The sequence below is a fragment of the Acidithrix sp. C25 genome (genome assembly GCF_904848545.2).
In genome coordinates, this window is the sequence record NZ_CAJHCI020000003.1 from 679,581 (window position 1) to 706,261 (window position 26,681).

A 26,681-nucleotide genomic window follows, 5' to 3' on the forward strand; every position below is an offset into this window, starting at 1 on the left:
ATTGTGGCCTTTTATTCAAGGTCTGTCATCTGAAAACTAGGGTTCGCTCGAATGATCGAGTTCCTAGATCGCGATTTCGTTGGGAACGCCAAGCGCTCTAGGCCAAAATTAAATAGTCCAATAGCTTTATGTCGCCTGAGATGTATGTCGTCAATTAGGATAGCTCATGCCGCGTATGACCCCTTATGTGGACTAACCGAGTCGTCTTTAAGCGCAATGGTAGAGCGGTTCACGTAAAAGTGTTTTTGAATATTGGTTTAGCGCAAAGGGTCGATATTATGATCTTCGAGCTATCAGCAACCTTGCAAGAGCTGGATTGCGAAGATCGTCCTTGGCGTCTCTTCGACGTCAATCGGCCAAAGGCGTTAAATTCAGAGAGGCGCCAAGCTGCTTACTTAGATTCATTTGGCATGAAGACTAATTTTTGCTAGCGTCCATGAGTGCGGATAGCCTCTTGGATATAAGGGTTGGTGAGGCGCTCTGTGCCAATAGTTGTGCTGGGGCCATGGCCTGGTAGCACAACGGTATCGTCTGAAAGTGGCAGGATCTTGGTCACGAGAGACTCCATTAGCGAATCGAGCGAACCTCCTGGCAGGTCAGTTCTACCAATTGAGCCCGCGAAGAGATGATCTCCGGTGAATATGAGGGGCGGGAGACCCTCAACCTTGACTTTAAAGCACGTCGAACCTTGTGTGTGTCCAGGCGTATGAAGGGCGTCGAAAGACAATCCAGCTCCAGAGAATGTCACATCGTCGTCTAGATACTCGATCAATTCAGGAATTTTGGTGGACAGGCGTGCTTGAAGAAGAGCTTGGCCAAGCATCGCTGATGAACCTATCGGGTCTCGGATTAACTCTATGTCATTTTTGTGGGCTATCACTCTGATTTTCTGATGATCCAAGTCGTCTAGGAACTCTTTTTCCTCCACAACAGTTGGAATTCCCCCAATGTGGTCGATATGGCCATGGGTAGCTATGATGGCTACTACTTTGAGATTGGCGTCTTTGACGAACTTGATTACCTTTGCAGGCTCGGGTGGAACATCTACTAGAACGCACTCCCTCTGGCTTGTTGAGGATCGAATAACCCAAAAGTTGGTTGCAGCCAGCCACAGTGGCGCTCCATGTATAAGTTCCATTTTTGTATCTTCTTTTTTTGATGATCTTTCTTTGGTGAAAGCTTACATGAGCTACGCCACGTTCAATTTTGAGTGATTGATGTATTTGGGACTGCAACTATGCCGGATGGTCAAAGCTGAATCTGGCATCTTCTGATAAAGTTCTACGGATGTGATATCTGTTGGTTTCATCGAACTGAATTCTTTTTTTTATGCGACAATTGCAGTGCTTAGATCCATCTAGCGTCACATCTCGGCGGCTCTTGGCCCTGATGATCACGGCACTGATAATCTCGGATCGAACGGGAAAGTTTCTGGCTATCGGCAAAGGACAAATTAAGGTTTAAAAGGTTCCCCGTCGTCTCCTTGGCTACCACAACTTCGCAAACCATGGTGACTAGGATCCCCTTTATAAGACGACTTCAAAGTTCAAGTTTCGATGGGACTCTTTGGCAATTGGCTCGGTTGATTTCACCATGAGTATTCGCATCAAGATGTATTTTTTCTAATCAACCGTATACCTATTCACACCCCGCCTAGAGATCGCTTCGGGGGTCTTATCGGAGCTTTCACGGGGGGGGTGGTTCTCCTGTTGCTAGTCATCGTGATCTTTATCGTCATCTCTTTTTGCGGCTGCTACTTGCTATTTTAGGTTGGATCGGCTATCTCTATGGGATTTTGCAATTGTTCGTAATAGTTACGAAGTGCAAATTATGGGTGTCAAGCTTGCATTGGCTGTGGATCAACCAGATGAGAGGTATCCAGCTTTGGGTCTTTTGATTGCGATCGCTGAGTCCACCCGAGACAAGGATGGATGAGCTGTTGCAAATAGATCTTTAGTTCGCCGACAGCGGGGTTTAGGATAGAATCCTTGTGGTTTTTCAAATTTGATTACCATATAAAAATTAAAGTGTTATCAAAATGTGTTTGAGGTTAAGGTTCGATTTGAGTAAAAGATCATCGATCATCTAAGTTACGATGATGGGTTGCGGTTGACTTTGGTTAGAGACGGTCGAGTTTGATTGGTTCGAGGTCGATCTCTTTTTTACGCCTGGATCCTTCATTTCGCTGGCGAAGGTGATCTCCGGGCGAGCTAATTGAGGTTTACCTCACCTTTTCTGGCAAATCTTTTCCAATCAGCCTTTTTAGATTTGCCCATTACTCGTTGACTTGTTTGGAGATATTGACTTACCTTGGGGGTAGTCTGAAATCTTTGCCGAGTTTGCAGATGCCCGGACTCATGCGAACTATTTGATATTATTAGCTCTTTTTGAAGTTCTGACCTAGGTTCATCGACATGTGGCATTGAGTGTAGTTTGAGGGATTTATCCTTGTTCTAGACTATCTTCTTTAGATGTATTGGGATACTACGCAGTAGTTGTCCGGAACTTTTTTCGAAGTTGAGCGGTTTTGTCGCCGCAAAACTTGTGGATTTTGGTCGATGGATCGAGATCGAATGGAGGCTCAAATGGCTCGTGTGGTAATCGCAGAAGACGAAGCGATAATTCGGCTTGATCTGAAGGAAGCTCTTGAAGAGCTTGGGTACGAGGTAGTTGGCGCAGCAAGTACTGGAGATGAGGGACTGGAAATGATCCGATCCCTAAAGCCCGACTTCGCAATTTTGGATATCAAGATGCCGGGCCTCGATGGATTGCAGGTTGCCCATGAAGTGGGCGAAGATAAGATCTGTCCGGTAATTATTTTGACTGCTTTCTCGCAGAGGGCCTTGATTGAACAGGCGAGAGATGCTGGCGCTCTGGCATATTTAGTTAAGCCATTTCAGCCAGCGGATTTGGTTCCAGCGATTGAGATTGCAATCGCTCGGTTCGCGCAGGCCCGGGCACTTGAAGAGGAGATCGCAGCACTTTCGGATCGCTCGGATTCACTCAGCGCGCAGCTTGAACTTCGAAAGTTGCTCGATCGTGCAAAAGGAATACTGATGGAGCGTTATGATATGACCGAGCCGGAATCATTCAGCTTTATACAGCGATCCGCTATGGACAGCCGCGCGCGAATGTCAGAGGTCGCAACCAAAGTTATCTCTGGGGAGCTTACCCCGCTGGCTCAATAAGGGTCTCTAGGGATATATCCGCGGCCAAAGGGTGAACCTAGCGGGTTCATTTCTATTTGATACCTATTCCACCCATTCATTGGCTCAGATTTAATAAGGCGTAGATATGAAAAGACTTGTCGTTGTCGATGGATTCAGCCTCGCGTTTCGCGCATTCTTTGCAATTCCATTTGAAACCATGCACAACTCTTCTGGCTTACGCACTAATGCGCTTTACGGTCTAGTGTCCATGCTCGATGGTCTACTGGAAAATTGGAAGCCATCGCATATGGCTGTGGCACTTGATTTGCCGGAGCCTACCTTTCGCGACGAGTTAAATCCAAACTATAAGGGTCATAGGCCTCCAACTCATGAAGCTCTAGTTGAGCAGTTGGAACTTCTATCTTTGGCTATAGGTTCGCTAGGAATAGCGGTTGTCTCTAAATCAGGCTTCGAAGCTGATGACATTTTGGCGACCCTGAGTAATTTAGGCAAGGGTGCTTCGATTGAAACAATTCTTGTAACGGGCGATCGTGATAGCTATCAATTGGTAGAAGACCCATTCGTCAAGGTGCTTTATAATCGTCGGGGTGTTAGCGACTATCTCTTGCTCGATGAAGCAGGGGTGATGGAAAAAGTTGGTGCTACCCCTAAAAATTATCCGTTACTAGCTGCTCTTCGAGGAGACCCTTCAGATAACCTAATGGGCGTTACCGGAGTAGGGGATAAGACGGCTGCCAAGTTGGCAACTACCTACGGGACACTCGATTCGCTTTTGAGTAACTTGGATGCGTTGACCCCCAAGATTTCTCGTGCAATTGAGGCTGGCGTCGACAACCTGCGCCTGAATCTTGAGCTTACTCACCTGCGTGGAGATTTGGATCTTTCCTTGTCGCTTGCGGATTTAGAGCTAGGGCCACTAGACGATTCTAAGGCTAAGGAATTTTTTGATCTAATCGAGTCGAAGAAACTTTATTCACGCACCCTTGGTGCATTTGACTATATTGGGCACCTGTCCAGTGGTCATGACAATACTAATGAACCAACAGTAGAGATCAGAGACGTTACCCGTGAAGAGTTTTTTAAAGACATAGGATCTTCGCAGAATGATTTTGCCGTTGGCATCGATGTTACCTACACAGGCGAGGCAGGAAGAAGTTCGATTGATGTTATCTGGTTGGCAAAAAGAGAGGGACCTGCCCAAATTGCCACCACCAAGGTGGCGCTAGAGTACCAAGATGAACGTCTTTGCCTTGAGACTCTTATTAGAGATTTGGGCGATCTTTCACTTGTTGGCTTTGGACTCAAAGAGTTTTTACGAAGACTATTTACAATAGGGCTTACTTCTCCAAAAATCGGTGCAGACTTAGGACTGAGCGCTTATTTGCTCGACAGTTCACTAGGGGATTACGATCCATTTTCGGTTCTAGAGGCCTTTACCCCTGAGGTAGTCGGTTCTATCCGTCAGGTTGAAGGAGGAAGCGGAGATTTGATACCAGATCTCTTCTCAACTCTAAAAGATGATGTTTCATCTATGCAGATCGCATCGATGGCTGCGCTCGCCGATTTGGAGATTCGACGGTTGATCGAAGCTGACAAGAGTGATTGGCTACTTGATGCGATAGAAAATCCGCTTTTAGTCGTCCTAGCCAAGATGGAGGCGGTAGGTGTGTTGGTCGATCGCGGCTACTTGAGCGATCTCAAGGACGATTTCATCCGTCAGGCCAGGCAGTTGTCGAATCAAATACAATCGATGGCAAGAAGGACCTTCAACGTAAATTCAACCAAGCAATTGGGATCAGTTCTATTTGAGGATCTGGGTCTAACTCCGCCTAAAAAGACAAAGACGGGGTTTTCGACTGACGCCTCGACACTTGAGAAGCTGGTAGGTATCCACCCAATCATCGAATTGATTATTCGGTATCGAGAGGTGGAAAAGCTACGATCGACTTACGGTGAGAGCCTTTTAGCTGAAGTAGGAGGTGATGACCGTATTCATGCAACCTTTAATCAAATGGTTGCCCGGACTGGGCGACTATCTTCGGATCATCCAAACCTTCACAATATACCAATTCGTTCCGAAGAGGGAAAGAAGTTTAGATTTGCGTTTGTTGCGCCACAAGCAACCAAATTAATCGTTGCGGATTACTCACAAATAGAGTTGCGAGTAATTGCGCACCTGAGCGGAGATCCCGGTCTGGTGGAAGCTTTTTCATTGGGGACAGATATTCACACCGAGTTGGCATCTCGTGTATTTGGTATCCCCTCGAGCCAGGTAACCTCCGCGCAACGATCAAAAGCAAAGATGGTCGCTTATGGCCTTGCCTATGGAATGGAGGCATACGGCCTAGCAACACGTTTGAACATCGATGTTGGGGAGGCCGATTCCATTTTGCAAAGCTTCTTCGGCGCTTTTCCAAAGTTGCGCCAATATATGGATTCAGTAGTTAAAGAGGCCGTCAAGAATGGCTTTACCGAGACCCAGTTCGGTCGCAAAAGACGTATTCCGGATCTTTCTAATCCAAACGGGCGACTACGTCAAGGGGCAGAGCGTCAGGCCATGAACTCTGTAATTCAAGGGCTTGCAGCTGATATCTTCAAACTTGCGATTGTAAACCTCGACACCAGCCTTGATCCCGAAAATGCACGTCTGATACTTCAGGTGCACGATGAGGTTTTGGTGGAAGTAAGAACGCCAGTTGCCCAAGAGGTTGCAGACGTCGTCGTCGACGTGATGGAGAATGCGGCGAGCCTGAAGGTCCCACTGATGGTCAACTCCTACATCGTTGACAAGTGGGGGGATTCAAAATGAATCGCTACAGGAAGTTGCCGAAATGGACTTCAATCAAAAGATCGTGCAAGGCAACTTTTAGATAGATCGAAGAGGCGTTGCAAAAAATGTCTTCTAATTGTTTGATTTCGTTTAGGTAATATAAAGTAATTATTAACTATTATTATGCTTTGAGGAAAAAGTATGTCTTCATTACTTAGATTGTGGTAGAGGTTTATCATAAATGTGGATATGCTTTGAGATGAAGCGTAATCATTTTTTTGATTTGCTTTCAAAATTGTAAGTAAAGAAAGCGTTCTACATTCATGTCCGATTCGGTTAGCGCGCCAGAAGTTGAAGTTGAAGAAATTCAGCTTGAAGACGAAGGCACACCGCGAGTAATAGTAGCAGACGATCTCGGCGATCTCTCATTTGATGATGCGATTGCACAAACGATCGTTCGTTTTGACGATGGAGATATCGTCAAAGGTAAAGTTGTAAGGGTCGATAAAGACGAGGTTCTCCTCGACATCGGTTTCAAGTCCGAGGGTGTTATCCCCGCGCGGGAACTTTCGATCCGTCACGACGTCAACCCATTTGAAGTCGTCAAAGTTGGCGACGAGGTTGAGGCACTTGTCATCCAAAAGGAAGACAAGGAAGGTCGTCTAATCCTCTCCAAGAAGCGAGCTCAGTATGAGCGCGCTTGGGGCTCTATAGAAGAGGTCAAGGAGAAGAATGGCTCAGTCAAGGGTGCGGTAATCGAAGTCGTCAAGGGCGGACTTATCGTAGACATCGGACTTCGCGGTTTCTTGCCGGCATCGTTGGTAGAGCTTCGTCGAGTACGAGACCTCACTCCATACATTGGCAAGATGATGGAAGCTAAGATCATCGAGCTGGATAAGAATCGAAACAACGTTGTTCTTTCACGTCGAGCATGGTTAGAGGAGACTCAGAAAGAGCAGCGCGAAGAGTTCTTGGCCAACCTCAAGCCTGGCGACGTTCGAAAAGGTGTGGTTTCGTCTATCGTTGCCTTTGGTGTCTTTGTGGACCTTGGCGGAATGGACGGCCTCGTTCACGTCTCGGAACTTTCATGGAAGCATGTCGACCATCCATCTTCGGTAGTACAAGTTGGCGATGAGATTGACGTTCAGATTCTTGAAGTGGATCGATCCAAGGAGCGAATTTCGCTCTCCCTCAAGGCAACTCAGCGTGATCCTTGGGAAGAGTTCGCAAGCGCACATAAGCCTGGAGAATTGGTTTATGGTCGCGTAACTAAGCTGGTTCCCTTTGGTGCATTTATTCAGGTTGCTGAAGGAATCGAAGGTTTGGTCCATATTTCAGAGATGTCTTTCCAACATGTCGACTCGCCTGACCATGTAGTGGAAGTTGGCGAAGAGCTTTGGATTAAGATCATCGATATCGATCTTGCACGTCGACGAATTAGCATCTCCATCAAGCAAGCTGCAGATGGTGGCGAAGTGGCTGCTGAATATCAAGATATCTACGGTGAGCATGCCTACGATGACGATGGTAACTTTATTGGTACCTATGACTACTCAGCAGTTGACTTTGAACCCGAAACCGAAGCCCAAAAGGCTTGGCTTGCAGACCTAGAGTCCCAGCGGGGCACCTCGGCGAGCTCAGAAGAGGATTCGCAAGAGTAATATTTGTCATCAGGAGTTACCTATCAAAGCGACAGCTCGATAGCTATTACTGACGGAAATTACTATAAATACTGTCTCAGACCACTTGGTTTGGGACAGTATTTTTTTATATAGCCATGATGAATCGTGGGAGTGCTAGTTCAATGTCGCATCTTCGTATCATTGTTGGGGCTGGTTAGGATAGAGTTATGCGAATCTTTGGTTTGACTGGTGGTATAGGGTCGGGTAAGTCGACGGTTGCTGCGTATTTAGGTAGGAGCGGTTTTGAAGTCATTGATGCCGATGAGATTGCACGCTATGTGGTAGAACCAGGTACGGCAGCCCTGCTTGAGATTGTCGGGGAATTTGGCACTTCTATCCTCGATGCCAGTGGTGCATTGGATCGGGCAAAGCTTGCCTCCATTGTATTTTATGATTCGGATAAGTTGCAGCTCTTGAACAGCATCACACATCCAGCCATAGGAGTGGAGATCGCGAGAAGAATTGGAAAAATTGGAGCTGGTAATCCTGATGGCGTAGTCCTGCTTGACATCCCTCTTTTGGTCGAGGGAGGAGGTAAAGCTAGATACGGTCTTGAAGCGCTAATAGTGGTAGATTGTGATCCCGCTATTGCATTGGAGCGGATCGTAGCCAACCGCGATATTACAAGGCAAGAGGCTCTTGCAAGGATAAATTCCCAAGTTTCTCGGGAGGTGCGCCTTGGTGTAGCAGATTACGTCCTAGATAACTCTTCGACCAAGGAAGATCTTTTGAGACAGGTTGAAGATCTGGTCGACCTATTAGATATTGCCTGAGGTACTGGAGTAGCAATTCTCTTCTAATTTGGCTTTCAATATAAATATCCATGAATCTGGATATTTAAATTGAATTGCGATATCCAACTACATTAGATCTTTGAATTTGCTATAAAAGTGCTAGTTTAGGTTTGTAATTCAGCCTCTATCGATTTTTGCAGAACCTTTTGGATCTCTTGTGAAACAGACCTCAAAGTCTGTTGGTCTATATATTTGTCAGATTAAATGGCCAGACAAAGTGATGCTTGTTGGCTTAAGCTTTTCCTCATGTTCGGTGGTATGACTGAGGGATGAAAGTCCAGATGGCTTTACTGTTTCGAAGACTTCGCTACCAAGATGATCGAGGCGATGTTCTGATCGCACACCTTGTCTGATCGAATCTTTAGTTGCTTGGTATCTTCCAGCCCTTGGCCTGAGCAACTTCTTTGCACGTGGGACATAGTGGATACTTTTGAGGATCTCGAGTTGGGACCCAGGTCTTGCCACAAAGGGCTGTGCATGGCTTTCCCGTGATGATAGCTTCGGTAACAGCTGAGGCAGGTAGAACGATATGGGCCATTCGGTCCCTCTCGTCGATATCGTTATTGTCTGTTCTGGTATCTTCAAGTACGTCAACTCGAGACATTTATTAGATCCCCTTGCGCAATATATCTTTACTGCTACAATAGTTGATTTTGGCTGGAGTCGATCTAAAAAACCTGTCACCGGCTCTCTCGCCTCGTTGATAGGTCAATGGCTACTTCTATCAATTCGCCTCTAGTTTTCATTGTTTGCAGGTCCTGGGTAAGTTTGACGCAGGGAGTCCCTGTTGTTTTTGTTAATCTGGTCGGAACGGCAAGAGTTGGCGTTGGGGTGGTTCATTTTTTTGTGGGAACTTTTGCGGCTTTAAAGGTATAGGTAAGGGAATCGTAGTTTCGGATGGCGCCCTAGATTGATGTTGTGACTAAATTCAAAGTTGTTTCTCCTTATCAGCCTGCAGGGGATCAGCCTACGGCGATAGCCGAGCTAAGCGATGGAATTCAGCGCGGCGAGAGGTTCCAAACCCTTCTTGGAATTACCGGTTCGGGCAAAAGTGCAACTATAGCTTGGACTATAGAGGCGGTACAGCGCCCGACCCTAGTGATTGCGCCTAATAAATCATTGGCTGCACAATTGGCGAGTGAGTTTCGCGAGTTTTTTCCAGATAATCGAGTCGAATACTTTGTGTCATATTACGACTACTATCAGCCCGAGGCTTACATACCTTCCTCAGATACCTATATCGAGAAGGATTCTTCTGTAAATGATGAGATCGATCGATTGCGCCACGCCGCTACCTCTGCTCTTTTGACGCGCCGAGATGTGATTGTAGTGGCATCTGTCTCCTGCATCTATGGCCTAGGATCCCCGATCGAATATTCGGAGAGGATGCTCGCCTTTCAGGTCGGGGAGAGCTATGAACTAAGAGGTGTTTTACGAAGGCTTGTCGACATCCACTACGACCGGAATGATCAAAATCTCGTACGCGGAAAGTTTAGGGTTAGGGGGGATACACTAGAGATTCACCCAGCTTATGAAGAGAGGGCCTATCGCTTTGAGTTTTTTGGTGACGAATTGGAGCGGATTCAGGGTTACGACGTTTTGACCGGAGAGGTTACGGAGGAGCTCGCCGAGTATGTGGTCTTTCCTGCTACCCACTACGTAGCTAGTAACGAGACTATGACAAGGGCCATCGCGTCGATCGAAGTCGAGTTGGGCGAGCGCCTGCGGGAATTAGAGGGTACCAATAGGCTTCTTGAGGCGCAAAGACTTAGGATGCGAACTGAATTTGACCTTGAGATGATGGCTGAAGTCGGATTCTGTAATGGTATTGAGAACTATTCGCGACACCTAGACGGACGATCGCCAGGAGAGCCTCCCTTTACTCTGTTGGACTTCTTTCCCAAGGACTTTCTTTTGGTGATTGACGAGTCCCACGTTAGCATTCCACAATTGCATGGTCAATATGCAGGCGATAGAAGTCGAAAAGAGAACCTCGTTGAGTTTGGTTTTCGGCTTCCTTCTGCTCTGGACAATCGACCGCTTAGGTTTGATGAATTTTATGAGAGAATCAATCAGGTCGTCTTTTTGTCTGCAACGCCCTCGAAATACGAGATCGCCCAATCCAGTCAGGTTGTCCAGCAAATAGTAAGGCCCACTGGACTGCTCGATCCTAAGGTAGTCGTGCGTCCTACTCAGCATCAGATAGATGACCTTCTTTCGGAGATTCGCGTTCGAATTGAAAAGAATGAACGTATCCTCGTGACTACTTTAACGAAAAAGATGGCGGAGGATCTAAGCGATTACCTTCTTGAACAGGGGCTTAGGGTTCGTTATCTGCACTCGAATATAGACACCCTTGAGAGGGTGACCATTCTTCGAGACCTGCGTCTTGGTGAGTTTGACGTTTTAGTGGGTATCAACCTTCTTCGAGAGGGTTTGGATCTGCCCGAGGTTACTTTGGTTGCGATACTCGATGCAGATAAGGAGGGGTTTTTGCGCTCTGAGACAGCTTTGATACAGACTATCGGGAGGGCTGCAAGGAATTCGGAGGGATTTGTGATCTTGTATGCGGATACAATTACAAATTCCATGACGAGAGCTATCTCTGAGACTGAGCGTCGCAGGGCCCTCCAGCAGGCCTACAACCTAGAGCATAATATAAACCCTGTAACAATCACTAAAGCGGTAACAGACATATTGGACCAATTGAGACCATCCAAGACTGCTCCGCTTCCCAAATCTAATTCAAGACGAAATAAGGGTATCTCGGACTATGCAACTATGAATATGAATGAGGTGGTAGCGCTTGTTCAAACCCTAGAGGCCGAGATGGCCGAAGCCGCAGCCGACCTTCGTTTTGAATATGCCGGAAGACTGAGAGATGAGATTAAAGAGTTGCGTAAGTATCTCGCTGATGTGGGTTGAATAAATTGCAACATAGAAGAATCGACGCTACTCTTGTAGCTGGATTTGGGGTCCTAATTGTTAGATATTCCACTTATCAACGGGTTACCTGGAAGTTGAAATTCTGGGTTGATAGAATTTCCTAGCTACGATTTTTACGGAAGGTCTTGGTTTGTCTCTTATCTATCTTCAAAGAGCGCTGTTACCTCTTGACGCACTGAACCCTGGCGTTGGTATGGATCATCCGATGCGAAAAGTTGTCAGGCAGGTCGCTTTTGAGAGGGATGGATGGACGAAAGAGCGTGCTAAAAAAGTAGGCGACCTCTTTGATTCAATGGCAGAAGACTGGAGTCAGAGGAGCGGCGCAGAAAGGACTGAAGCCCTCTTGGACGGACTTAACCGCGCTCAGTATTTGAATGGAAGATGCTTGGAGATCGGATGTGGCACTGGATCTAATCTAGAACTCCTCTGTAATTTCTTCGGGGAGGTAGTTGGTATCGACTTATCTCTGTCCATGCTTTTAAAAATGACCACTCAATCGCCGCCGGTTATCAATTGTGATGCCAGTTGTTTGCCATTTAGCGACGAAAGCTTCGATTCAATTGTGATTCAGAATTCATTTCTCTTTCGAGACGAAGTTTTGCGACTACTACGTCCGAGTGGAACCCTCTTTTGGGTCTCTACAAACGCAGATCGAACTCCTATTTATTTGAGTCCATACGATGTCCACAAAGCGCTTGGGGCCGATTTTAACGGAGTCACCTCGCTCGCTGGGAATGGCATTTGGTCGGCGTTCTCAAGATCCATGACGACCTAGGAGGTCTCAGGCTTTTTCAGATCGCCCTTGCCTGTTGGGGTATATCTTCGAAGGAAGATTTTGTGACTGGTTTATCTTCAGACGAATCTTCCTAACCAGAGTCACTAGGAGGCAATTGCGCAATTCATAATTCGACTCTTTCAGGTGGCATTTTTTGACTCAGAATGCAGGTACTATACCTTGTTGGGCATTAAGTGCGGACCTTAAAATCCAAAACGGGTAACAATCCACTTATGCAAGTGTCTCCTAGGCCTTTGCCGAAGCCAAATCCTTCGAGCTATACATTTTTTAGCTGTTTGTATGAGGATAGACCGCTATGCCTAACTATATGAATGTGTAGCTACGAAGCTCAGGACCCATCAAAGGGTGAGAGATTCTAAATTAAAATTGGTGGTGATATTTATCGGTAGTCATCTTTTTGGGGTGTGACAAGATCTAATTGTTGGCTAACCCCAGCTTCGTTAGAAGCTCGAATTGTGACATAGAGGTGATCTCGATCACTTTATTTCGATTATGAGCACCCATCACAATATTTACAAGAGATTTTTGAGTTGAAAGTGCCTTGGCGAGAAATGTTACCAGTTCTTGATTTGCGCGATCCTCAACGGCTGGTGATGTGAGCGATATCGCGATTGCTGTTTCTCGTATGCCTGTGATCTCAGTTCTTGATTTTCGAGTCGAGATATAAAAAGGAACCCTGATCCCATCTTTATATTCGGTGATTGCAATCTGGTTTGGTTGGTAATTAGGATTCACGCAATTTCAATTTTATACCCAAGATTAGTCCAAGGACAAGGTTAGCGACATAGTTGGAAAGCAGCTCCCATAATTCTCTGAGCTGAACCTAGGTGGATGTGTGGTGGTTGGCTCTAAATTGGGAGCAATTTTTCCTCTATTGTCGACCTTGAAGAGATGAGCCATTTGCTTATTTGGCAAATCCAAGGTTGCCCTCACCTTGATTCTGGATGGGGGTAGCTTAGGCTAATGATGTAGGTTGACTGGCGCTGTGGTCGATGCTCTTTCCGATCGATAAGGAGATGACGAGGATTAGAAGGCACGCAATCGCATCAAAGGCGAGTCCGTGCGATATAGACCTGGAGCCATGAATGGCCAATGCGGTCGCGATAAGTCCGCCTGCGACGCCAGTTCCAACCGAAACACCAGTCGTGTCAGCTAAGGCGAGTGCGGAGCTCGATTCATCTAAGTGGTCTCTAGGTGCGACATCAAGTAAGGCGACAGAGAGCGAGACGTAGGAGATGCCCATCCCAAGGCCAGCGATCGTCCACCCTGCCAGGATGAACCATGATCCAATACCTTGAAAATAGAGGGATATCCCTGTCATTGCTACCCCTATTAGAGCTATTGCGATTCCGCGCCGAAAGAGCGTTCCTCGATGGTTGGGCTTGGTGAATCGTGAATGTAAATAGGAGCCGGCGCTCCAACTCAAGCTTGCTAGGGTCAAAGTTGATCCGGCTAACGCCAGGCTGTATCCTCTATCCCTAAAGAGGGCAAGGGGTAAGAAGCCGTCGATTCCAAAGAAGGCGAAGTTTGTCAGAACCCGCAGCAGAATGATCCTTCGAAGGGCTGGGAATTGCGAGAACGCAACTTTTGGAAGGAGGCGTTTTCCAGCGATGCCAGCGAAGACGATGCCCGGGATGATTATCAAGAGTGGTGTGATACGTGGAATAGAGTCCAGCGCTAGGAGGATCGCAAGGATCGATGCGGCGAAAATTGTGGCATAGACGATTCGTAGGAGAGGATTGGACTCGAGTACTCGAGGCTTTATCTTCGACCTTTTAGGTAGCGCTAGGGCTAGGACCAAGGTCGCTATCAGAGAGATCGGGAGTACTACTAGGAATGGAAATTGCCATCCAAAGTTTTGTGCTAGGTATCCAGAGATTCCAGGTGATATCAATGACGGGACAACCCATGCTAGTGAGAAGGCAAAGAAGATCTTTGGTCTTTCGGTTGTATCGAAGTAATCATTGATGATTACATAACCAACCGATCCGAAGGCGCCCCCTCCAAGGCCCTGGATGCCTCGCATCAAGATTAGGAAGGTAATGTTGGGGCTGAGCGAGACCAGTACTATCCCTACCTGAAATAGTGTGCTTCCGACAAGCACTGCAAGTTTTGGACCGCGGACTTTGGAAAGCTCCGATAGAGCGACAACCCCAACTATCTCGGCAACAAGAAAAAAACTAAGAATGAGAGCGAGTGACTTTGTGGTATGAAAGTGTACCCCAATGGCTCCAAGGTCTGCAGTAGCTGCGAGGTTCTCGAATGCAACCGCGGTTATCATAGTTATTAGGGAGACTTTTAGCAGCCTCTTGTTTATGTTCTTTTGTTCCAAGATTTTCCTAGGTCATTGCCTTGGCTCGAAGGCTATTTTTTCACCTTGAATCGCAAGGATATCTTTCGAAGCGTCCAATTTTGTTAGGAAATCGATGGCGATGAATCTCAAGTCGAATAACTAAGTGTAATTCGAACCAACCGGATGTGATTAAATAATTTAGTTTTTGTTCAAACAAGCCATCGTGGAAGGCGCACATGGGTTGTAATTATTTCCAATTTTACTTTCCGATAGTTGAAGTGTTCTACATATTTATGGTGCTTTTTCGCCTGCCGAATACCTTGAAAACTTTGGAAGTAACTTCCAGATCGCCAAGGAACCAGCGACGCAGGCGACCCCACCAGTAATTACGGCCAACGTGGTTCCAAGGAGCGCACTAGCGCCGCCGGACTCTAGGTCGCCAAGGCGAGGGCCACCAGTCACCACTGAGATTTGTATTGAGAACAGTCGACCCCTCATCTCCGGAGGCGCGATCCTTTGTAGGATTGCATTTCTTAGAACTGACGAGACCAGATCTACATATCCAGCCACCGCCAGAAGTAAAAGTGCAAGAGAGATTGAGTTGATAGCTCCAAAGACAATTATTGCAGTTCCCCATGATAGGACGGAAAGTATTATTCCTAATCCCTGTCGTTTGATGTTTGTGACCCATCCCGAGGTAACCGCTCCGATTGAGGCACCAACTCCTAAGGCGCTATAGAGGTACCCAAGTCCGCTTGCCCCGTCATGAAAGTGTGTTAAAGCCAATGCAGGAAAGAGGGCTCGGGGCATCCCAAAGACCATGGCTACCAGGTCAATTAGGAAGATTCCTTTTAGAATTTGGCTTGATGCAACTTCGCTAAACCCTTCTTTGATTGACTTTAATCCTCTGCTCTTACTTTTTTCGACGGGATGCAATGGGGGTAGAAAAAAGCACGCTATTGCTCCGACTAAATAGGTCAGGGCATCGATGCCCAGGGCGGTTGCTACGGCGAAATGCGCGATGAGTATGCCAGCAACTGCCGGACCAACGACTAATCCAATTTGGAACATCATCTGACGGATGGCTATGGCTGCAGTGACCTTATCCCTGGCGACCATTTGTGGAATTACTGCGCTCTGTGCGGGTTTGACGATTCCTGATACACCAGCGCTAAAGGCGCTCAGGGCAAAGATGGGCCAAATTGACGGGTGTGAAGGAATCACATCTAGATAGAGCACAACCCCGGCTAAGGTAGACGCGCCGAAGCCCCAAATGAGTAGTCGCCTGCGATCTGTCCTATCGATGATCGGCCCTCCTCCAAGAGAGGCCAAAAGAAGGGGAATTAGCTGAACGAGGCTTACCAAGCCAACTAGAAGCGACGAGTGGGTCAATCTGTAGATCTCATATGAGATAGCAACGATCGTGATCTGGTCGCCCAGGCCGGAGATGAGTTGACCGATAAAGAGAAGGCGAAAATTCTTACTGTCGCGTAATGGACTGAGGTCTACGAATAGATTTGCCACCTCGTCTAACTCTCCTTCTTCGTTCTGGCGATTGGGTTTGCTTCATCTTGTGCACTTGACTTCCAATCCGGGCGCGACCCTATAGATGCCGCGGTGTTTTTTGACGGACATTTGGTTATTGATTGAACCGCATTGTGGCTATTGGCGCTGACCTTAAACCAGAAATCGACCGGTATGACTTTGGGGCAACTTAGCGATCTCTTGTGGCGTGCCGCAGCCGACTACTGATCCGCCTTTGTCGCCACCATCGGGGCCAAGGTCAATTATCCAGTCGGAACATTTGATCACGTCGAGATTGTGCTCAATTACTAATACGGTATTGCCATTGTCGACAAGACGTTGGAGAACAACCAGAAGACGCCTTACGTCTTCAAAGTGCAGCCCCGTAGTGGGCTCATCTAGAATATAAAAGGTGTGACCGGTTGGGCGTTTGGCTAATTCGGTGGCCAATTTCACGCGCTGTGCTTCACCGCCGCTAAGAGTTGTAGCGGGCTGGCCAAGACGAACATAACCCAAACCGACTTCGGAAAGGGTTCGTAAGTGGCGTTCGATGGACGGCAGGCTTTTGAAGAAGAAGAGGGCTTCTTCAATTGGAAGGTCAAGGACTTCAGCGATGGATTTTCCTTTATAGAGGATCTCTAAGGTATCGCGGTTGTAACGGGTCCCTTTGCACTGCTCACAGGGGACATAGACGTCCGGGAGAAAGTTCATCTCGATACGAATCGTCCCATCGCCAGAACAGGACTCGCAACGGCCGCCTCGAATATTGAATGAAAATCGTCCTTGCTCGTAGCCTCTAACTCTCGATTCTGGAGTACCTGCAAAGAGGGCACGTATCTTGTCGAAGACCCCGGTATATGTAGCAGGATTTGACCGTGGAGTGCGTCCAATAGGCGACTGATCGATGTCTACGATCTTGTCTATATTCTCAAGTCCTCGTATCTCGCGATGTCTTGCTGGGACAACTTTAGACTTATAGATCTTCAGCATCAGCGCGTTTCGCAGGATATCGTTGACCAGGGTTGATTTGCCAGAGCCCGAAACACCAGTTACTGCTACGAAGCAACCAAGTGGTATCTCGACGTCTATTCCCTTTAGGTTGTTTGCGGCTGCACCGATAATCTCAATCCTTTTGTCGGAGCGCGGTCTCGGATAGGCCGGGAATTCGACACTTCTTCGCTTGGCCAAGTAGTCACCAGTTACAGACTCGGAGGAGTTGATAATATCTTGGACGCTTCCGGTTGCTACGACGCGTCCTCCGTTCTCTCCAGCCCCTGGACCTATATCTACCACATAGTCAGCAGCTCTAATGGTGTCTTCGTCGTGTTCTACAACTATTACAGAGTTGTCTAGGTCTCTGAGCTTTTCTAGAGTCTGAATAAGGCGATGGTTGTCGCGTTGGTGAAGTCCAATCGATGGTTCGTCTAAGACATATAGTACGCCGGTTAGACCCGATCCAATCTGAGAAGCTAAGCGAATTCGCTGGGCCTCGCCGCCGCTTAGGGTATTTGCACCTCGATCTAAGGTTAGATATTCAAGGCCGACATCCATTAAGAATTTAAGGCGAGCTCGCACCTCCCTTAGAATCGGTGTAGTTATTATGGCACGTCGCTCATCAAAATGAAAGGAGTCGATCACCTCGAGGCTACGGGCAATTGAAAGCGAAGAGAGGTATGAAATTGAGTGCGACTCGACTGAAACCGCAAGGGACTCGGGTTTGAGACGTGCTCCGTGACATGACTCGCAGGCCACATCACTCATGTAAGCCTTTATCTGTTCTTTTGCTCCTTCAGAGGATGCAGTTTCGAAGCGGCGACGAAGCCACGGAATGACACCTTCCCACTTTAGGTTGATCTCACCTTTGTTATATCTCGAGCCGAGTTTCACCTTTAGTTTGAGTCCGCCCCTCCCATGGAGAATCTCGTCTTTTACCTCTTTGGGGAGGTCGGACCAAGGCGTGGTTAGGTCAAAGTCCATCTTCTTTGCTAGAGCTTCGAGGCCACTAAGGTAGAAGTCGCTGCGCATATGAGACCATGGCGCCACTGCGCCTTGATATAGCGACAGCGTTTGGTCTGGAACGATTCGTTCTGGGTCTACCTCTATCATCGTTCCGATGCCTGAACAGGCCTCGCAGGCGCCATACGGAGAGTTGAATGAGAAGTTTCTTGGCGCTAATTCCGAGAAGCTGATACCGCAGTCTGCGCACGCTAAAAGCTCTGAAAATACAAGTTCATGCTCAGAGTTCGCGTTTGATTCGTCCGTTAATACGAGGACTTTGAGACGTCTGGTGCCAAGTTCGAGAGCGGTCTCAACCGAATCGGTTAGTCGTGGTTGAATTCCGTCTCGGCGACTGAGGCGATCTACGATTACGTCAATGCTGTGGCTTTCATAGCGTGCCAAGTCAATGTGGCTATCGCCTTGTATCTCCACGATTTCGTTATCGATGCGCGCCCTAGAGTAGCCCTTTCGTGCAATCTCTTTGATAAGGGCAGAGTATTCTCCCTTTCTCCCCTCAACAATTGGCGCCATAACCATAAAACGAGTACCATCTGGGATCTTCATTAGTTGATCCACAATCTGCTGAGGTGTTTGGCGTTCAACCCTTTGGCCGCATTTGTGGCAGTGCTGGATGCCTACTCGTGCAAACAGGAGACGTAGGTAGTCGTTGATCTCGGTTACAGTTCCAACGGTCGACCGTGGATTTCGCGGTGCTGACTTTTGGTCAATGGAGATTGCTGGAGAAAGGCCATCAATCTGGTCTACATCAGGTTTGTCCAATTGGCCGAGGAATTGACGTGCATAAGAGGATAGGGATTCTAGATACCTTCGTTGGCCCTCCGCAAAGATTGTGTCAAAGGCTAAACTCGACTTGCCTGACCCGGATAGTCCAGTGAAGACTACTAGCTTATTTCGTGGTATCGACAGGTCAACCTCTTTGAGGTTGTGTACTCTTGCACCTTTTACTACTAGCTCATTTGCCACAATTGGTAAACCCAATTTCTTTGAAGATTATTGCCATTTGCATGAAAGCCCTGAAATCATTTGCATGAGAGCCTTGTAGTTAGGTAAAGACGCCTCTTGCTTTCGCAAAGGCAATAACTACGAGGTTGCATTATTTCCTTGGCCGGCAGGGCTCTTTGTCTTTGCTATTTGTGGATTACCCTCTAAGGCGATTTAGTTTAATGGTTGTTGATAGCGAATTGGGTTGCAATTAGAGAGATAAGCATCGTGCTTGAAGTTCGGAGGATGGATTTGTCAGGTAATTTTCAAATTCGACCGATGATGACAGCTAAAGATCGAATCGCTAGGTTGTTCAAAAAGAGAGATCGGAGACTGCTTTGCCTATTGATTTTTTGGTATCTAAAATTTATATACAAGGTGGGCTTGTTAGTCTGTGATGGTAAGTGAGCAGCCGATGGCGATATTTCGGTATTTGGAGCAGTTGGATTGATAAATCGTATTGATCTGGGTACAATTCCGGATTCTCCTGGTTCGTACCAGTTTAAGGATCAGGACGGTCGAGTAATTTACGTCGGCAAGGCGAAGAGTTTGCGGTCGCGTCTTCAAAATTACTTCGCGCCTATCGAAAGCCTCCATCCCCGGGTGGCTGCAATGGTAACAGCGGCAGTTGACGTCGAGTGGATAACTGTTTCAAATGACGTCGAAGCTCTCATGCTTGAATTTAGTCTGATCAAGAAGTTCCGACCGCGTTTTAATGTTCGTCTTAGAGACGATAAAAGTTATCCCTACTTGATGGTTACAGCTGATCAGCTTTGGCCAAGAGCGGTGATAACACGATCGCCTCATCGAAAGGGTGCTCGTTACTTTGGCCCATATCCGCATACCTATGCGATAAGGGAGACGCTTGACCTCCTTATTCGGACATTTCCAATTAGAACATGTTCCGATTCCAAGTTTCAACGGGCAGCGAAAGTTAAAAAGCCTTGTCTTTTGTACCATATCGAAAGGTGTAGCGGACCTTGTGTGAATCTCGTAAGTGACCGTGAATACGCCGAGATAGTCTCTAACTTCGAATCGATTTTAAAGGGTAATTCTAAAAGCTTTGTCGATCGCCTGAGAGCTGATATGACCAAGGCTGCAAGTGAACTCGATTTTGAGAGCGCTGCCAGGCTAAGGGATCGTCTAGGCGCTCTAGAACGTGCTGTTGAACGTCAGGAGATGGTCGGCAATCCCAACGACAATTTTGATGTGATTGGTTTGTGCTTTGATGAACTTGAATGTCAGGTAGACGTTCTGGTCGTGCGTGCCGGCAGAGTCAGTGGACGGCGATCCACTACGGTTGATAGGGTCGAGGAGTTATCGGAGGATGAGCTTCTAGAGGTCTTGATTGAGCAACTTTATTTTGATTCTCCGGCCGAACTCCCCAAGGAACTGATCGTCCCGTTTGTACCAACGAACACTGAGATAATAGAGGATTGGCTCTGTGAACTTCGAGGTAACTTAGTGTCAATAAGGGTTGCGCGTCGTGGCCATAAAAAGGCACTTTTGGATCGAGCAAATGCAAATGCTAGTGAGTCCTTTAGACGCCATCGCCTAAAGAGGGCATCAGACCATAATGCCCGATCGCGAGCCCTTACCGCTCTGGCTGATGAGTTATCTTTGCCAATCTTTCCGCTTCGAATTGAATGTTACGATATGAGCCACCTAAGTGGAACTAATTACGTCGGTTCGATGGTGGTGATGGAAGATGGTCTTCCTAAGAAGTCAGAGTACCGACGATTTAAGGTATCGATAGAACAAAATGACGACTTTGCGGCTATGTACGAGGTTCTTACTAGACGTCTGCGCCGCCTCAATGATGCCAATGACGATGCGATGGTTGATGATTCGAAAAGGGCAAGGTTTTCCTATCCACCGTCTTTGATGGTAATTGATGGAGGTAAAGGTCAACTCTCGATGGCGTACAAAGCGCTTTGCGAAGCTGGCTTGCAGGACGAGATCCCTGTGATTTCATTGGCGAAGAAGTTTGAGGAGGTTTACCGTCCGAATGAGTCGGAGCCGATTCGAATTCCTAGAACTTCAGAGTCACTTTTTTTACTTCAATCGATTCGAGATGAAGCGCATAGATTTGCCATTTCATTTCACCGTCAGTTACGTGATAAGGAGATGACGCAATCTATTTTGGATGATGTCCGCGGGTTGGGGCCGATACGAAAAAAGCGACTACTCAATGAATACGGAAGCATTAAAAAGTTGCGTACTGCATCTCTCGAAGAGCTATCCAATTTGAGGTGGCTACCAGGTGAGGTGGGTGCTGCAGTGTATTCGACCTTGCACGACCTGCCCAGTTAGTCCTATGTTTATTTGTTGGATAAAGAGTATTTTCAGGTCAATTTAAATGTGATCTCCAAGATCTATTCTCAATTGCGCAAATGGTCGTTGCGCAAATGGTCGTTGGATCTCGACTCCGTCCCTATCTGCTATACCATAGGCTGCCTAGAGAGTGCGCATTGAGAGGTGTCGACTAATGCATTGACAAGATAGAACGGCTGCCCCTAGGGTGGCCGAGTGGCTTCTAATTGGTTGATTTCCACTAAATTCCATCTGTCTTTTTGGTGTGGAGATGCTTGTTCTTTGAGTCGGTGTAGTCAGTTACATTTTTCCCTTGGTTGCTAGGGTTTTTGCGATAAGAGTAGAATGAACAAATTCGCATAACAAGCCTGGAAGGCGTAAATAATTTTCCATGCTGACTTTGAATTGATTTACTAACCAAGGGTGATGGGCATATGAGCTTCGAGGAAAACTATTTACGTGATGAGTTCGCACCCATCGCAGCCGAGCTTTGGAGTCACAACGCCGCTTGGTGGCAGGAGGGGTTCACAGAAGGCGCAGATCCTGAGTATGTAGAACAGATACTCCCGATCATCGCCAATTGGACGGGAGCCTCGCAGCGTGTTTTAGAAGTGGGAACGGGCGAGGGGCAAATTCTTCGGTCGCTTTCAAAGCTTTTCGAGCGCAAACTTCTAGTTGGAATCGATCCAACGCCCGAGCAGCTTGTTTTAGCAAAGGAGCGTGGCGGAGAGATTGAGTACATCCGTTCCGACGCTGCCTCAATTCCTTTGGCGGATGCTCATTTCGACACAGTGATTGCATGTTTAGTCTTTGAACACATAATGGATCTGTCCAAAGCACTCGAGGAGGTTGCTCGGCTGCTGGAAACCGGTGGGCAATTTATCTTTCTCTTAAATCACCCTCTTTTTCAAACGCCTGACTCAGGTTGGGTTGATGATACGACATTTGGGGAACAGTATTGGAGAATTGGTAAATATCTTCAGGTTAGTCAAAATGTGGAGGAAGTGGAGAAAGATGTGTTTATTCCATTTGTACATCGTCCCCTTTCGCACTACATAAATGCCGCCATTTCATCAAGTTTGTCGTTAGCACAGATGCTGGAGCCGGCTCCACCACAGGGTTTTATTGATCTTGCACCCGAGTATTACGAGGCCAGATTCGTCCCGCGACTTCTGGCACTTCGATTCATAAAGAGCTAGCAACACATCGTTAGGGTGTCTATGAATGAAGTTAGCGTAGAGGCTATTTTCAGCTCGAAACTCACCTCCTAAGGCGGTGTTTTTCTCAACAGATTGCGATGATTTATCTACCGAAAGCTTGACTGACAGCAAAGTAGTCAAATTCAAAAAGTCGTAGTGGCGATCATGAGGTTAGGGCGTCGATACGTGTCAGACACGTGGCGGTTGAACACGTCGATTCGTTATCCTTGAGTCTGCTTTTACCCTTATTAAATATTCTACTTTGGGTCGTCCTTCGTAATCTGGGTACCAGATCGCTGTTAATTGACTATTAATCTTTGTGATCCGCAAATCTCATGGGTTAGTTCCTTTGATAACCTGGGAGATGGCTGGCGCTAGTCATCAATAGAGATGGCTGGTTTAGTGTTTTGAGATCTAGTAATTCCAAGGTACCTCGTCGTGCATTCCATGAATCAATACGTCCATTGACCCGTTGTCCTTCATGAATGCTCTCTAGGAAGCCGTAGGTGTTCTTTACCGGGCACTCCAGGTCGAACTTCTTGGAAAATTGATGGTCACTCGTAAGATCTTGATTAGGTATCTATGGTTGGACCATGGACTAGATTTTTTTGAAAGGATATCTAAAACTCAAGGCGTGTCGAGTTGGGTTCGATTCTTTTACAGCCGTGTTTTTTAAGGCGAGGAACCATATGTCAGAGTATCTCTTTATTACTGGAATGTCCGGTGCAGGCCGCTCTACTGCTGGGGCAGCGCTGGAAGACCTTGGTTGGTTCGTGATCGATAACATGCCGGTTGAGTTGATATCAAAGGTCTCTGACCTGGCAGATCGAAATAGTGATGCCGATCGACTCGCCTTCGTGATAGGACGTTTTGGGTATGAGGCTATTGATGGAGTGGTGTCGGAGATTGAGCGGCTTAGATTTAACGGCGCAACTGTGAAGGTGCTCTATCTGGAAGCTACCGATGAAGCGCTAATAACGCGTTTTGAATCGACCCGACGACGGCATCCTATCGGCGAGGAAGGTGTTGGAAATGCTATTGGGCGCGAGCGCAGAATGCTTTTGGTCTTGCGCGACATCGCCGACATCATAGTTGACACCTCGAATCTCAATGTTCACGAGCTCAAACGTCGTTTAAACGAGCTTTTTTCAGGTCCAGTATCAAGCTCTACTCTTACTGTGACGGTTGTTTCGTTCGGGTTTAGTTATGGAACTCCGAGGGATGTCGATCTGCTTTTTGATTGTCGTTTTTTACCAAATCCGCACTGGATCCCAGAGCTGAGACCACATACGGGCCTCGAAGAACCCGTTCGGGATTATGTTCTAGAGCAGGCGGATACGAATGAATTTATAAAGAGACTTACCTATCTCTTTGACTTTTTGATACCAGCTTATATTCAAGAGGGAAAGTCCTATTTGACTGTGGCTGTTGGATGTACAGGTGGAAGGCATCGTTCTGTAGTACTAACCGAGGTCTTGGCCAGATATTTTAGAGAACAGGGACTGATTCCTAAGGTAATCCATAGGGATGTCGAAAGGTGATCCTTGAAGATGTTGCTCCCCAATTTTTGCACTCATCGAGTCGAATAGTTGCTATAGGAGGGGGCCATGGCTTGGGCGTGACACTAGATGCTCTAGCCAGAGGTGGCCATTTCCCGATAGGTATAGTTTCCGTTGCGGACGACGGCGGTTCTTCGGGAAGATTGAGGGAAGCCTTCGGTCAAATCCCTCCAGGTGACCTTCGTCGCTGCATATCAGCGTTGGTGCCTAGCGACTCGCTCTGGCGCGAGTTGCTGGAATTTCGTTTTGGTGAATCTGAGTTGCGGGGCCATGCTCTTGGAAATCTTATTTTCACCGCGTTGGCAACTCTAAACCAGGATCCAATGATAGCGGCACTGGAGCTTGCTAGGCTGACACATGCTGCAGGGCGAATATTTCCAGCGAGTCTTGACCCCATAACTTTGGTGGGTGAATTTCAAGGTAAACAAATACTTGGGCAAGCTAGACTCTCGAATACCGCAGGGATTCAGGAGTTGCACCATCTTCCAAATAATCCAAGAGTTGCCCCGGTTGTCGTTGAGGCAATTGAACGCGCTACGACCATAGTTTTGGGCCCTGGTTCGATTTATACGAGTGTCATCGCAGTATGTCAAATTCATGAGATTCGAGAGGCGCTTAGTCGTTCCAAGGCAAGGCTGGTCTATGTCGCAAATCTTGCATCTCAGGTTGGGGAGGCACAAAATATGACCGTAGTGGACCACATTCGTGCAATCGGAAGATACGGAGTCACTCCTGATGTAGTTCTATACGATGATCGATCCATCGAATTAGGAGACATCCAAATGATGGATCCTACCAACCTGGTTCGCGCCTCCTTGGGTTGTCGCGATGATACCCGAATTCACGACGTTAGTCGCCTTCAGAAACATCTTGAGGCGGTTATTGTATAGCGAGTGGACGAGTAGCTGGATCTTTGAATCCATTTGAACTTTAACCTTGTTTCACTGTGACATTAAATAGTGCGATCGATATTCAAGCCGAAATACAATTCCATCGGTAACGTGGCGTTTTGGTTTTGAAATTGTCTTAAACCACTAGCTTTAGTTACTCTTGGCCTTAGAGCAATATGACAGAGCCATTTGGCAGAGCAATTCGGTCACCATTGGAAATTACCTCAAAGATGATTTTTCATATTTGCAGAAATCGTCTTTTGTGGACCAAGGTCGAACTAATATCGATTTATCGCGCCGATAAAGTGAATTGGTATTAACGGGATGATTGAACGCTTTCTTGCTCGAACTTTTTTAGGTGACTGGTTTTGAAGATTTCCTTCAAGTGCTCATTTGGCAGTGTCGGGGTTTTTCGAGATCGTCTCCGTGATATTTTGGATTTGGTTGACATCTATTCTCTTTGAGTGGATGTCGTGACTGCGATTTTTAGGCTCACGTCCCGAAATTTGAGTCATTGGCGAATATGCAAGTTATTGCCTATCCTCGGATGCCCACAAGCATTGATCAGTGATAGACAACATATCGGCGGAAGCTAGTTACGTAGTGGCTGATTCTTGTTATTTCGATATATTGTGGAAGCCGTTGTTGGATGTTTAATATTAAATGACCAAAAGGTCTGAAGATGGGGGTTTTAAGTGGCGCTTCGAGTCGGAATCAATGGTTTTGGTAGAATTGGGCGAAACTTCTATAGAGCGGCAGCCAAGCAGGGCGTCGATATTGAGGTCGTAGCAGTAAATGACTTGACGTCGCCTGAGATAAACGCCCATCTTCTTAAGTACGATACGACGCATGGTCGCTTAGGAGTGGACGTTAGAGTCAGTCCTGAAGGAATCATCGTAGGAGAGTCTTTGATTCGAGTATTCTCTGAGCGTGATCCAAAGACGCTACCCTGGGGAGAACTAGGATGCGATGTTGTAATCGAGAGTACCGGAATATTTACTGATGGAAATAAAGCCTCGGCTCATATCGATGCCGGAGCCAAGAAGGTCATCATTTCAGCGCCTGGAACTAATGTTGATGCGACCTTTGTGGTCGGAGTGAACGACGGTGATTATGATCCAAAAATCCATCACATAGTTTCGAACGCTTCGTGCACTACAAACTGTTTTGTACCAATGGTTAAAGTGTTAGACGATGCCTTCGGCGTGCATAAGGGACTTATGAGCACCGTTCACGCCTACACGAACGATCAGAACCTTCTCGATCTAGCTCATAAAGATCCACGTCGAGCACGAGCGGCCGCATCGAATATAGTCCCATCTTCTACGGGTGCAGCTAAGGCTACGGGACTTGTGCTTCAAGCAATGGCAGGTCGCCTTGATGGAACCTCGCTTAGAGTTCCGGTTCCAGATGGTTCGATCACCGATGCTACGTTGGTTTTGAATGGCGAGTTTACCAAGGATGAGATAAATGCGGCTTATCAAAGGGCTGCCACCTCGGGTCCATTGTCGAAGGTTCTGGTTTATTCGACCGAACCATTGGTCTCATCTGACATTGTCGGAACACCTGCTTCTTGTACTATCGACGCAGCAATGACTATGGCGATGAACCTAGATAATGGAACAACCCTCGTTAAGGTGTTCGGTTGGTATGACAACGAATGGGGCTATTCAAATCGCCTCGTTGATCTGGCTCGCATTATGGCGACTTCGATTTAATTATTTTTAGAAATTGCAAGGATTCTC

At 47.1% G+C, this 26,681-nt stretch carries 16 protein-coding genes and 1 pseudogene; 11 read left to right on the top strand and 6 right to left on the bottom strand.

The window, feature by feature from the left end; genetic code table 11:
* Nucleotides 1-427: 427 nt before the first annotated feature.
* The gene (locus ACIDITHRIX25_RS000000102045) at nt 428-1,138 is read right to left on the bottom strand and encodes an MBL fold metallo-hydrolase (protein WP_052605713.1); all 711 of its coding nucleotides are present in this window, start codon (nt 1,136-1,138) and stop codon (nt 428-430) included.
* A gap of 1,420 nt (nt 1,139-2,558) precedes the next feature.
* Here ACIDITHRIX25_RS000000102045 and ACIDITHRIX25_RS000000102050 point away from each other — a divergent pair.
* From ACIDITHRIX25_RS000000102050 to coaE, 4 genes and pseudogenes are all read left to right on the top strand, one after another.
* Complete coding sequence (locus ACIDITHRIX25_RS000000102050) at nt 2,559-3,188, top strand: ANTAR domain-containing response regulator (protein WP_052605715.1); 630 nt, start codon at nt 2,559-2,561, stop codon at nt 3,186-3,188.
* A gap of 106 nt (nt 3,189-3,294) precedes the next feature.
* Complete coding sequence (gene polA, locus ACIDITHRIX25_RS000000102055; protein ID WP_201732063.1) at nt 3,295-5,979, top strand: DNA polymerase I; 2,685 nt, start codon at nt 3,295-3,297, stop codon at nt 5,977-5,979.
* Nucleotides 5,980-6,263: 284 nt separating this feature from the next.
* Nucleotides 6,264-7,598, top strand: a pseudogene (gene rpsA, locus ACIDITHRIX25_RS000000102060) (30S ribosomal protein S1); the annotation flags it as partial.
* Nucleotides 7,599-7,789: 191 nt separating this feature from the next.
* Complete coding sequence (gene coaE, locus ACIDITHRIX25_RS000000102065) at nt 7,790-8,395, top strand: dephospho-CoA kinase (RefSeq protein WP_052605717.1); 606 nt, start codon at nt 7,790-7,792, stop codon at nt 8,393-8,395.
* A 382-nt stretch (nt 8,396-8,777) separates the two neighbouring features.
* Here coaE and ACIDITHRIX25_RS000000102070 read toward each other — a convergent pair whose 3' ends face one another.
* A complete protein-coding gene (locus tag ACIDITHRIX25_RS000000102070) occupies nt 8,778-9,020 on the bottom strand; it encodes a DUF3039 domain-containing protein (RefSeq protein ID WP_052605718.1) in 243 nt (80 codons plus the stop codon).
* 314 nt (nt 9,021-9,334) lie between these two features.
* Between ACIDITHRIX25_RS000000102070 and uvrB the strand changes: the two genes are divergently transcribed.
* Together uvrB and ACIDITHRIX25_RS000000102080 are read left to right on the top strand one after the other, a co-directional pair.
* Complete coding sequence (gene uvrB, locus ACIDITHRIX25_RS000000102075) at nt 9,335-11,341, top strand: excinuclease ABC subunit UvrB (RefSeq protein WP_152626017.1); 2,007 nt, start codon at nt 9,335-9,337, stop codon at nt 11,339-11,341.
* Between the two features lie 151 nt (nt 11,342-11,492).
* A complete protein-coding gene (locus ACIDITHRIX25_RS000000102080; RefSeq protein WP_201732064.1) occupies nt 11,493-12,137 on the top strand; it encodes a class I SAM-dependent methyltransferase in 645 nt (214 codons plus the stop codon).
* Between the two features lie 435 nt (nt 12,138-12,572).
* On the opposite strand, the gene ACIDITHRIX25_RS000000102085 is transcribed toward ACIDITHRIX25_RS000000102080, so the two are convergent.
* The 4 genes from ACIDITHRIX25_RS000000102085 to uvrA all read right to left on the bottom strand — a co-directional run bounded on the left by ACIDITHRIX25_RS000000102085 (nt 12,573) and on the right by uvrA (nt 18,957).
* Complete coding sequence (locus tag ACIDITHRIX25_RS000000102085; protein WP_052604658.1) at nt 12,573-12,893, bottom strand: DUF167 domain-containing protein; 321 nt, start codon at nt 12,891-12,893, stop codon at nt 12,573-12,575.
* 220 nt (nt 12,894-13,113) lie between these two features.
* Nucleotides 13,114-14,490 (bottom strand): MFS transporter, encoded by a 1,377-nt coding sequence (locus ACIDITHRIX25_RS000000102090; protein WP_201732065.1) that lies wholly within the window; start codon nt 14,488-14,490, stop codon nt 13,114-13,116.
* Between the two features lie 252 nt (nt 14,491-14,742).
* The gene (locus ACIDITHRIX25_RS000000102095; protein WP_052604656.1) at nt 14,743-15,975 is read right to left on the bottom strand and encodes an MFS transporter; all 1,233 of its coding nucleotides are present in this window, start codon (nt 15,973-15,975) and stop codon (nt 14,743-14,745) included.
* A 153-nt stretch (nt 15,976-16,128) separates the two neighbouring features.
* Nucleotides 16,129-18,957: an excinuclease ABC subunit UvrA gene (gene uvrA, locus ACIDITHRIX25_RS000000102100; RefSeq protein WP_201732066.1), complete on the bottom strand. Its 2,829-nt coding sequence runs from the start codon at nt 18,955-18,957 to the stop codon at nt 16,129-16,131.
* Nucleotides 18,958-19,422: 465 nt separating this feature from the next.
* Between uvrA and uvrC the strand changes: the two genes are divergently transcribed.
* The 5 genes from uvrC (at nt 19,423) to gap (ending at nt 26,654) form a co-directional block, all read left to right on the top strand.
* Nucleotides 19,423-21,288 (top strand): excinuclease ABC subunit UvrC, encoded by a 1,866-nt coding sequence (gene uvrC / locus ACIDITHRIX25_RS000000102105; protein ID WP_052604653.1) that lies wholly within the window; start codon nt 19,423-19,425, stop codon nt 21,286-21,288.
* Nucleotides 21,289-21,722: 434 nt separating this feature from the next.
* The gene (locus ACIDITHRIX25_RS000000102110) at nt 21,723-22,487 is read left to right on the top strand and encodes a class I SAM-dependent methyltransferase (protein ID WP_052604652.1); all 765 of its coding nucleotides are present in this window, start codon (nt 21,723-21,725) and stop codon (nt 22,485-22,487) included.
* A gap of 689 nt (nt 22,488-23,176) precedes the next feature.
* Nucleotides 23,177-24,028: an RNase adapter RapZ gene (rapZ, locus tag ACIDITHRIX25_RS000000102115; RefSeq protein WP_052604651.1), complete on the top strand. Its 852-nt coding sequence runs from the start codon at nt 23,177-23,179 to the stop codon at nt 24,026-24,028.
* The gene (locus ACIDITHRIX25_RS000000102120; RefSeq protein WP_201732067.1) at nt 24,025-24,936 is read left to right on the top strand and encodes a gluconeogenesis factor YvcK family protein; all 912 of its coding nucleotides are present in this window, start codon (nt 24,025-24,027) and stop codon (nt 24,934-24,936) included. Before rapZ ends, ACIDITHRIX25_RS000000102120 begins: the two co-directional genes overlap by 4 nt.
* 695 nt (nt 24,937-25,631) lie before the next feature.
* Nucleotides 25,632-26,654, top strand: a complete 1,023-nt coding sequence (gap, locus tag ACIDITHRIX25_RS000000102125) for a type I glyceraldehyde-3-phosphate dehydrogenase (RefSeq protein ID WP_052604649.1) — start codon at nt 25,632-25,634, stop codon at nt 26,652-26,654.
* Nucleotides 26,655-26,681: the final 27 nt, after the last annotated feature.

Coding starts and splice junctions, on each gene's coding strand:
- ACIDITHRIX25_RS000000102045 (WP_052605713.1), bottom strand. CDS start 1,138: ATGGAACTTATACATGGAGCGCCACTGTGGCTGGCTGCAACCAACTTT.
- ACIDITHRIX25_RS000000102050 (WP_052605715.1), top strand. CDS start 2,559: ATGGATCGAGATCGAATGGAGGCTCAAATGGCTCGTGTGGTAATCGCA.
- polA (WP_201732063.1), top strand. CDS start 3,295: ATGAAAAGACTTGTCGTTGTCGATGGATTCAGCCTCGCGTTTCGCGCA.
- coaE (WP_052605717.1), top strand. CDS start 7,790: ATGCGAATCTTTGGTTTGACTGGTGGTATAGGGTCGGGTAAGTCGACG.
- ACIDITHRIX25_RS000000102070 (WP_052605718.1), bottom strand. CDS start 9,020: ATGTCTCGAGTTGACGTACTTGAAGATACCAGAACAGACAATAACGAT.
- ACIDITHRIX25_RS000000102110 (WP_052604652.1), top strand. CDS start 21,723: ATGAGCTTCGAGGAAAACTATTTACGTGATGAGTTCGCACCCATCGCA.
- rapZ (WP_052604651.1), top strand. CDS start 23,177: ATGTCAGAGTATCTCTTTATTACTGGAATGTCCGGTGCAGGCCGCTCT.